The organism is Mycobacterium sp., from assembly GCF_051006775.1.
In the GTDB taxonomy this organism is placed as follows: Bacteria; Actinomycetota; Actinomycetes; order Mycobacteriales; family Mycobacteriaceae; genus Mycobacterium.
Map to the genome: position 1 here is coordinate 1 of NZ_JBPCSX010000070.1, position 7,463 is coordinate 7,463.

A 7,463-nucleotide genomic window follows, 5' to 3' on the forward strand; every position below is an offset into this window, starting at 1 on the left:
GCGCATACCCGCGTACACCTGCGGTACCGGGTCACCCTCGATCATCGGGGAACCGCTCAGATCCATACCGGTGGTGAACGCGCCATTGGCACCGGTCAGCACGACGGCGCCGCAGTCCTTGCGGTCGGCCAGCCCACGTACCTCCCGTTCGAACTCCAACATGGTCGTGGCGTTGAACGAGTTGAGTGTCGCCGCCCGGTCGAAGGTGACGACGGCTACGCCGTCGGGCCGCACTTCCAGCCGGAAGCCGTCGAATTCCTCGGACACAGTTGTCTCCTCTCATTCACCTCTGAGCACCGTAAGCACCTTTATCATCCTTCGCGTAACGCCTTCACGATGAATTCGCGAGCGAAGAGCCAGGTTTCAAGGTTGCGGGGCCCGTCTGCGTCGAGCGGTTCCTCGATCATGATTCCCCGCAGGACCGCCATGACGAACCGAGTGATCTGAGGGATGGAATCGACGGGCTGATCTCTGAGCACCAGCGGCGCCCACTGATCGAGATCACTTCGCAGTTCGTTGAACAGCGGTGTCAATGCGTCGTCGAGATCAGGATCGCCGCGAGCCGCGACTTCGGCAGCTAGGGAGGCCGACGCGAGCACCCCGCTGAACTCCTCGTAGAGCCGGTCGAGGGCTGCGCCAACCGGATCCGGCTGGGCAAGGAAGCCGGGGATGTCGCGAGCCAGGCGAGCCTTGACGATATTGAGTTCATCACGGATGGCGCCGGTGACGAGTTCGACCTTGGTGGGGAAGTGGTGCAGCATCGCCCCACGCGAGAGTCCGATGTCGCCGGCAATACTGGCGATCGTGGTCCCGGCGTAGCCGCGGCGTGCCAATGATGTGAGGGTCGCCGCGACGATCGCGCGGCGGGTTGACTCACGCTGCTGCGGACGCGTCTGTTTCATGACCATGGCATCGTATCGCCGGGCACCTGCGATTGACCGGACCGGTCATGGCGATTGACAGGACAGCGGTCCGGTGAATAAATTGCCGACATGGGACGACGCACCGCTGATCTGCCACGCACTTGCATCATCGGGGCCGGATCGTCCGGCATCCCGGCGGTGAAGGCTCTCAAGGACGAGGGGATTCCCTTCGACTGTTTCGAACGGTCCGACCGGGTCGGTGGCAACTGGGTTTTCGGCAACTCCAACGGCATGTCGTCGGCCTACAAGACGCTGTGTATCAACACCCCGCGGCAGCTGATGCATTACAACGACCTGCCGATGCCCAAGGACATCCCGGACTACCCGCATCACACCCATATCGCGGACTACTTCGACTCCTACGCCGACCATTTCGGACTGCGGCAGCACATTCGGTTCCAAACCACCGTCGAATCGGTGGTCCCGCGCGCCGGTGGCGGTTACACCGTCTCGCTGGATACCGGCGAGTCCCTCGACTACGACGCCGTCATGGTCGCCAACGGCCATCACTGGGATCCGTCCTGGCCGTCGTTTCCCGGCGAGTTCGACGGGGAGGTCATGCACTCGCACTCCTACATCGACAGTGAGGTGGCGCGGGGCAAGCGGGTTCTCGTGCTCGGGATCGGCAACAGTGCGATGGACATCTCCGTCGAGATCTCCAGCGTGGCGGCGAAGACGGTCCTCGCCACCCGGCGCGGCGCACATATCGTTCCGAAGTACTTCCTCGGCAAGCCGGCTTCCAAACCCTATGCCTCCCTGCTCAGTTCCCGGCTGACCCGCAATCTTGTCGCCGGTGCCAACGTCCTGATCAACGGGAGCCCCGAAAAGTATGGATTACCCAAACCGCCACCGCTGAGTCACACGCACCCGACGGTCTCCAGCCGGTTCCTCGATCGGTTACAGCATGGGGCAATCACGGTGCGGCCCAACATCGACCACTTCGAGGGGCACGACGTCGTCTTCACCGACGGCAGCCGCGAGCCGTTCGACCTCATCATCTATGCGACCGGGTACAAGGTGAGCTTCCCGTTCTTCGATCCCGAGTTCGTGTCAGCCCCGGCCAATAAGCTGCCGCTGTACAAGCACGTCTTTCACCCCGAACACCGGAACCTGATGTTCATCGGACTGTGCCAGACGCTCTGGGCGCTGATGCCGGTGGCCGAGTGGCAGTCGAAGTGGGTGGCGTCATATCTGACCGGTGAGTACGTGCTGCCCTCGCGCGACGAAATGCGCAAGAGCATCGCCGCCGACGAACGCGAACGGGTCAAGCGCTACGCCGACACACCGCGGCACACCATGCAGGTCGACGGGTTCACCTACATCAGCGCCGTGCGGATCGAGTGGATGCGAGGCCGGATGCGCGCCAGGCGCGCTGCCTGACCTATCAGTTCACGCGCTCAAATGACGGGCCAGGAAATCGACCTGGTCGTGCAGGACGCTGTCGAACGTCGGATCGAAGAACATGCCGACATGAGTCATGGGGTAGGTGCGCACCTCGCCGCCGTGAGGCGCACTGGCGGCGGCGGTGTACATCGGTCCGGCCGGAAGGAATTCGTCGTCGAGGGCGACCTGCACCAGTACCGGGCACGGCAGTTTGGGTGCCGATCGCCCATGCTGCAGAGCCAGCGCCGAAAGCGCGAATCGTGCGGTGACTTCGTTGCGCCATGTCGGCCCGGCCAGCTTCTCCATCTCGGCCAGGCCCGACTCGCTGGTGAGTACCGACGGCTCGCCCCGGCCTGCGATCAACGGCGCCATCACCGGCGGCCGGCCGAGAAATGAACCCACCCGGTCGCGAAGGGCTGAGGCGAACAGTCGAAGTGTGTCGCCCGGGGACCCTTCGGGCAGGGCGTGGATCGCCGATCGGACACCGTTGAGAGCGGGAACCTGGGAGATGACAGCAGCGACACGACCGTCTTCGGCTGCGGCTCGGATCACGTGGCCGCCGGAAATCGACAGCCCCCACAACACGATCCGATCAGGGTCCACACCGGGCAGGCCACGCGCATATCGGACGGCCGCGAGATAGTCGGCGACCTGACGCCGTGGCGAGAGCATCTGGCGGGGTCGGCCGTCGCTGTTTCCGAAATGGCGGTAGTCGAAGGCCAGCGCGTCGAGTCCCGCTCGGGCGAAACCCTCGGCGAAGCGCAGCAGACCGGAATCCACCGTGCCGCAGGCACCGTGCCCGATGACCACGCAGGGCCGCCGTCCGTCCGGTGCGGTGAACGCCTCACCCTCGCCCCGGACATGAACTCCCGCGCAGCGGGTGCCGCTGCTGTCGAACTGAATCTCTTCGGTGACCGGATCGTTCACTTGTCTCCTCCGGCCGCCTGGATGCGGTCACGCAGTTCGCGCTTGAGGATTTTTCCGGCGCCGGACAGCGGCAGCGCGTCGACGAACTCACCACTGCGGGGCAGCTTGTAGTTCGCGATGTGAGATCGGCAGAACTCCTGCAGTTCGTCGAATTCGATCGTCGAGCCGGGCTGGAGGACGACGACGGCGTGCACGCGCTCGCCCCACCGATCATCGTCGACGCCGATGACGGCACATGCGGCGACGGCGGGATGCTTGGTCAGTGCGTTCTCGACTTCGGCTGAGTACACGTTCTCGCCGCCGGTGATGATCATGTCCTTGAGCCGGTCGACGACGAACACGTAGCCGCGTTCGTTCATGTAGCCCAAGTCGCCGGAGTGCATCCAGCCGCCGCGCAGGGCGCCGTCGGTTTCGACGGGCTTGTTCCAGTAGCCCTGCATCACGTTGTCGCCGCGGACGATGATCTCGCCTACCTCACCGCGAGGTAGCTCATTGTCGTTGGTGTCGACGATCCGCAGTTCGACGCCGACGCCAGCGCGTCCGGCGCTGCGGATCAGGGTGGGATCCTCATGGTCTTCGGGCAGCAGGATGGTGGCGATGGGGGAGAGTTCAGTCATTCCGAAGGCTTGGGCGAACTTGGCGCCGGACAGTTTCGCGCGAGCGCGCTGCAGGACGTCGTCGGTGATGGGTGAGGCTCCGTAGACGACTCTGCGGAAGCTGCTCAGGTCTGCGGTGGCTCCCTGTGGGCTGTCGATCAGCATCTGGATCATGGTCGGCACCATCAGTGCATCGGTGACTCTGTGTTTTTCCGCGGCCTCGGCGACGGCGGCGGGTGTGAAGCTGGGAACCACCACGTGGGTGGTGTTGATGAGAGTTCCGATAGTCCAGAACCCGATACCCGCAAGATGGAACAGCGGTGCAGCGTGTAGCAGGCGGCCACCGCGGGTCTGCACCTCGGCGGTCGCCAGGGCGCTCATCGCCGAGTAGACGATGTTGCGGTGGCTGAGCATCACGCCCTTGGGATGTCCAGTGGTGCCCCCGGTGTAGAAGACGCCGTAAAGATCCTCGCCGCCGCGTCGGCGATCCTCGATCGGAGGATTATCGGCGATCAATTGCTCGTAGTTGTAGGCGCCCTCCGGGGTCGGCCCCTCGCCGCAGAAGATGAGCGTCGTCACATTGGGCGCCTGCTCACGGATCGCGGGCACCATCGGGGCGAAGGCATCGTCGACCAGCAGCACGCGGGTGTCGCAGTCGACCAGGGAGTAGGCGATCTCGGCTGCGCTCCAGCGGATATTGACCGGGTTCACCGCCCCGCCTGCCCACGGCACGGCCATCAGGTATTCCAGATAGCGGTCGGAGTTCAGCGACAGCAGTCCGACTCGATCGCCGGGGCCGAGCCCGAGGGCGACGAACGCACCGGCCAGCCGGGCGATACGTGACACCGACTCGGCCACGGTCCGCTGCCGATCTCCGAAAATCGTCCAGAGCTCGTCAGGACACTGCTGGAGCGCTCGGTGCAGAGCCTGGGTGATTTCCATGTCGGTCTTTCCGCCTTCGGCTTATGTGATTGAACGCTTTCAAAATGGTGGCACATAACTTGCAACTATTACAAGCGATATGCTTCAGTAAGTGAATCATCGGTCACATCAGGAGTAAAAATGGATCAACGGGTGGTCGTCGCGGGCGTGGGTATGGTTCCCTTCGCGACACCGGGCAAGAGCGACACCTACGACGTCCTGGCCGAAGGGGCGATCCGCGCCGCGCTCAATGACTCCGGAGTCGACTACAGCCAGATTCAGCAGGTGTACGCCGGTTACGTCTACGGCGATTCCACCAGCGGGCAGAACGTCGTCTACCGCGTCGGCATGACGGGTGTCCCGGTGGTCAATGTCAATAACAACTGTTCCACCGGATCGACCGCGCTGTGGCTGGCGCGCCAGGCCGTCGCCAGCGGTGTGGCCGATTGCGTGCTTGCGGTTGGTTTCGAACAGATGGAGCGGGGTGCGCTCAAAGCGCACTGGGAGGATCGTCCGGGCGCCTTCGACAGGTTCAGCGCTGTCGCGCATCGGACGATCGGGGACAGCGAAGCCCCGTTGGCGGCGCAGTACTTCGGCGGCGCGGGTGCCGAGTACGCAGCCAAGTACGGCACGGCACCGGAAACCTTCGCGGCGATCTCGGTCAAGGCCCGCAAGCATGCTGCGGCCAACCCGTATGCGGTCTTCCGTGACCCGGTCACCCTCGAGCAGGTGATGGGCGCCCCGCAGATCTTCGGCCCCCTGACCCGGCTGCAGTGCTGCCCGCCCACCTGCGGGGCGGCCGCCGCGGTGATCACCACTCCGGAATTCGCCGCCAAGCACGGCCTTCGTGGTGAGGTGGTGATCTCCGCCCAGGCCATGGCAACCGACACCGAGGCCAGTTTCGCCGGGGATATGACAAGACTGGTCGGCTACGGAATGGCCAAGGCGGCCGCCGATCAGGTCTACGAAGCCGCCGGTGTCTCGCCCCGGGACATCCGGGTCGTCGAACTGCACGACTGCTTCACGGCCAACGAGCTGCTCTCCTATGAGGCGCTGGGTTTGACCCCCGAAGGCACCGCCGAGAAGTTCATCCTCGACGGCGACAACACGTATGGCGGACGGGTGGTCACCAACCCCTCCGGCGGACTGCTCTCCAAGGGGCATCCGCTCGGTGCCACAGGGCTGGCGCAGTGCGCCGAGTTGACCTGGCAGCTACGCGGTGAGGCCGGCGACCGTCAGGTCGACGATGTGAACCTTGCGCTGCAGCACAACATCGGATTGGGCGGCGCCGCCGTGGTCACGCTGTACGAGAAGGTCAGCTGAGATGGCAATCGACGTCGAGAAGGCTCTGGCGCTCGAACTCCCCGCTGTCCACTTCGAGGTCGAACGCGGCCGCCTGCGTTTCTTCGCTGCGGCCACCGGCCAGACCGATCCGATCTACACCGACGTGGCTGCGGCCCGGGCGGCGGGCCACCGCGATCTTCCGGTGCCCCCGACGTTCTACTTCAGCATGGAACTCGACACCACGGACATGTTCGAAGCCATCGCGTCGCTGGGTGTCGATCTCCGCTTCGTTCTGCACGGAGAGCAGGGATTCGACTACCACTCGATGGCCTGTGCGGGGGACTCGCTCACGCTGACACCGCGGTTCACCGACGTCGTCTCGAAAAAGGGCGGCGCCTTGGAACTGCTGACCAAGCAGACGGACATCAGTCGCGGTCATGAACTCATCGCCAGCGCGACGAACGTCATCGTCGTGCGCAACCCGGGAGTTGGCTCGTGAGCGATCAGATTCCGTCGTTGGAGATCCCGAAGATCTCCCGCACAACCCTGGCCCTTTTCGCCGGCGCCTCCGGTGACCACAACCCGATCCATATTGACATCGATGTCGCCCGATCGGCCGGTATGGAGGACGTGTTCGCCCAGGGCATGCTGTCCATGGCCTATCTGGCCCGCCTGCTGACCGACTGGATGCCTCAGGAGAGGCTGCGCTCTTTTCGGGTCCGTTTCGCGTCGATCACACCGCTGTATGCCAAGCCGACCTGCACCGGAAAAGTGGTCGGCATGAAGGACGGGCTTGCCTCCGTCGAGCTGGCTGTAACCCTGCCTGACGGAACGGTCACGCTGGCCGGCGAGGCCGTCGCGGAGATTAACTAAGTCGAGATCAACTGAGCTGCAAACCAATACAACAAGAGAAGAGGAACATGCCCATGGGCAAGCTCGACGGTAAAGTCGCCATCGTCTCCGGATCGGGCCGCGGCATCGGCCGCGAAATCGCTCTCAAGCTCGCCGGTGACGGCGCGAGCGTCGTGGTCAACGACCTCGACGAGGCGCCCGCTCTGCAGACGGTCGCCGACATCGAGGCCGCCGGCGGCAAGGCCGTCGCCTGTGCCGGCAGCGTCACCGCCGACGGCTTCGCCGAGAAATTCGTCGCGGCCGCGGTCGACAACTTCGGCGGCCTGGACATCATCGTCAACAACGCCGGATATACATGGGATTCAGTGGTCCAGAAGATGACGGACAAGCAGTGGGACGACATCCTCGATGTTCACCTCAAGGCTCCGTTCCGGATCCTGCGTGCGGCTCAACCGGTCATCGCCGCGGCGGTCAAGGAGGCGAAAGCGGCCGGTAAGCCCGTTCCGTGCCGGAAGGTGGTCAACATCTCCTCGATGGCAGGGTTGGGCGGTAACGCCGGACAGGCCAACTACGCGGC

General features: G+C 64.4%; 9 protein-coding genes. 5 read left to right on the plus strand and 4 right to left on the minus strand.

The window, feature by feature from the left end; translation table 11 throughout:
- Both ACR2JI_RS05455 and ACR2JI_RS05460 read right to left on the minus strand, forming a co-directional pair.
- Positions 1 to 267 (minus strand): enoyl-CoA hydratase-related protein (locus ACR2JI_RS05455; protein ID WP_526388825.1); only part of this gene is annotated, 267 nt, incomplete at its 3' end.
- Positions 268 to 311: 44 nt separating this feature from the next.
- Complete coding sequence (locus tag ACR2JI_RS05460) at positions 312 to 902, minus strand: TetR/AcrR family transcriptional regulator (RefSeq protein ID WP_526388827.1); 591 nt, start codon at positions 900 to 902, stop codon at positions 312 to 314.
- Between the two features lie 90 nt (positions 903 to 992).
- Here ACR2JI_RS05460 and ACR2JI_RS05465 point away from each other — a divergent pair, with 90 nt between their 5' ends.
- Positions 993 to 2,303: a flavin-containing monooxygenase gene (locus ACR2JI_RS05465; RefSeq protein ID WP_526388829.1), complete on the plus strand. Its 1,311-nt coding sequence runs from the start codon at positions 993 to 995 to the stop codon at positions 2,301 to 2,303.
- A 9-nt stretch (positions 2,304 to 2,312) separates the two neighbouring features.
- Here ACR2JI_RS05465 and ACR2JI_RS05470 read toward each other — a convergent pair whose 3' ends face one another.
- On the minus strand, positions 2,313 to 3,233 hold the full coding sequence (locus ACR2JI_RS05470; RefSeq protein WP_526388831.1) for an alpha/beta hydrolase: 921 nt from the start codon (positions 3,231 to 3,233) through the stop codon (positions 2,313 to 2,315).
- A complete protein-coding gene (locus ACR2JI_RS05475) occupies positions 3,230 to 4,771 on the minus strand; it encodes an acyl-CoA synthetase (protein ID WP_526388833.1) in 1,542 nt (513 codons plus the stop codon). Before ACR2JI_RS05475 ends, ACR2JI_RS05470 begins: the two co-directional genes overlap by 4 nt.
- Before the next feature lie 120 nt (positions 4,772 to 4,891).
- Here ACR2JI_RS05475 and ACR2JI_RS05480 point away from each other — a divergent pair, with 120 nt between their 5' ends.
- From ACR2JI_RS05480 to ACR2JI_RS05495, 4 genes are all read left to right on the plus strand, one after another.
- Positions 4,892 to 6,073, plus strand: a complete 1,182-nt coding sequence (locus ACR2JI_RS05480; protein WP_526388835.1) for a thiolase family protein — start codon at positions 4,892 to 4,894, stop codon at positions 6,071 to 6,073.
- A 1-nt stretch (position 6,074) separates the two neighbouring features.
- On the plus strand, positions 6,075 to 6,533 hold the full coding sequence (locus ACR2JI_RS05485) for a MaoC family dehydratase (protein WP_526388837.1): 459 nt from the start codon (positions 6,075 to 6,077) through the stop codon (positions 6,531 to 6,533).
- Entirely contained in the window at positions 6,530 to 6,907 is a 378-nt protein-coding gene (locus tag ACR2JI_RS05490; RefSeq protein WP_526388839.1) for a MaoC/PaaZ C-terminal domain-containing protein, read from the plus strand. Before ACR2JI_RS05485 ends, ACR2JI_RS05490 begins: the two co-directional genes overlap by 4 nt.
- 47 nt (positions 6,908 to 6,954) lie before the next feature.
- On the plus strand, positions 6,955 to 7,463 hold a 509-nt coding region (locus ACR2JI_RS05495; protein ID WP_526388841.1), incomplete at its 3' end, for an SDR family NAD(P)-dependent oxidoreductase.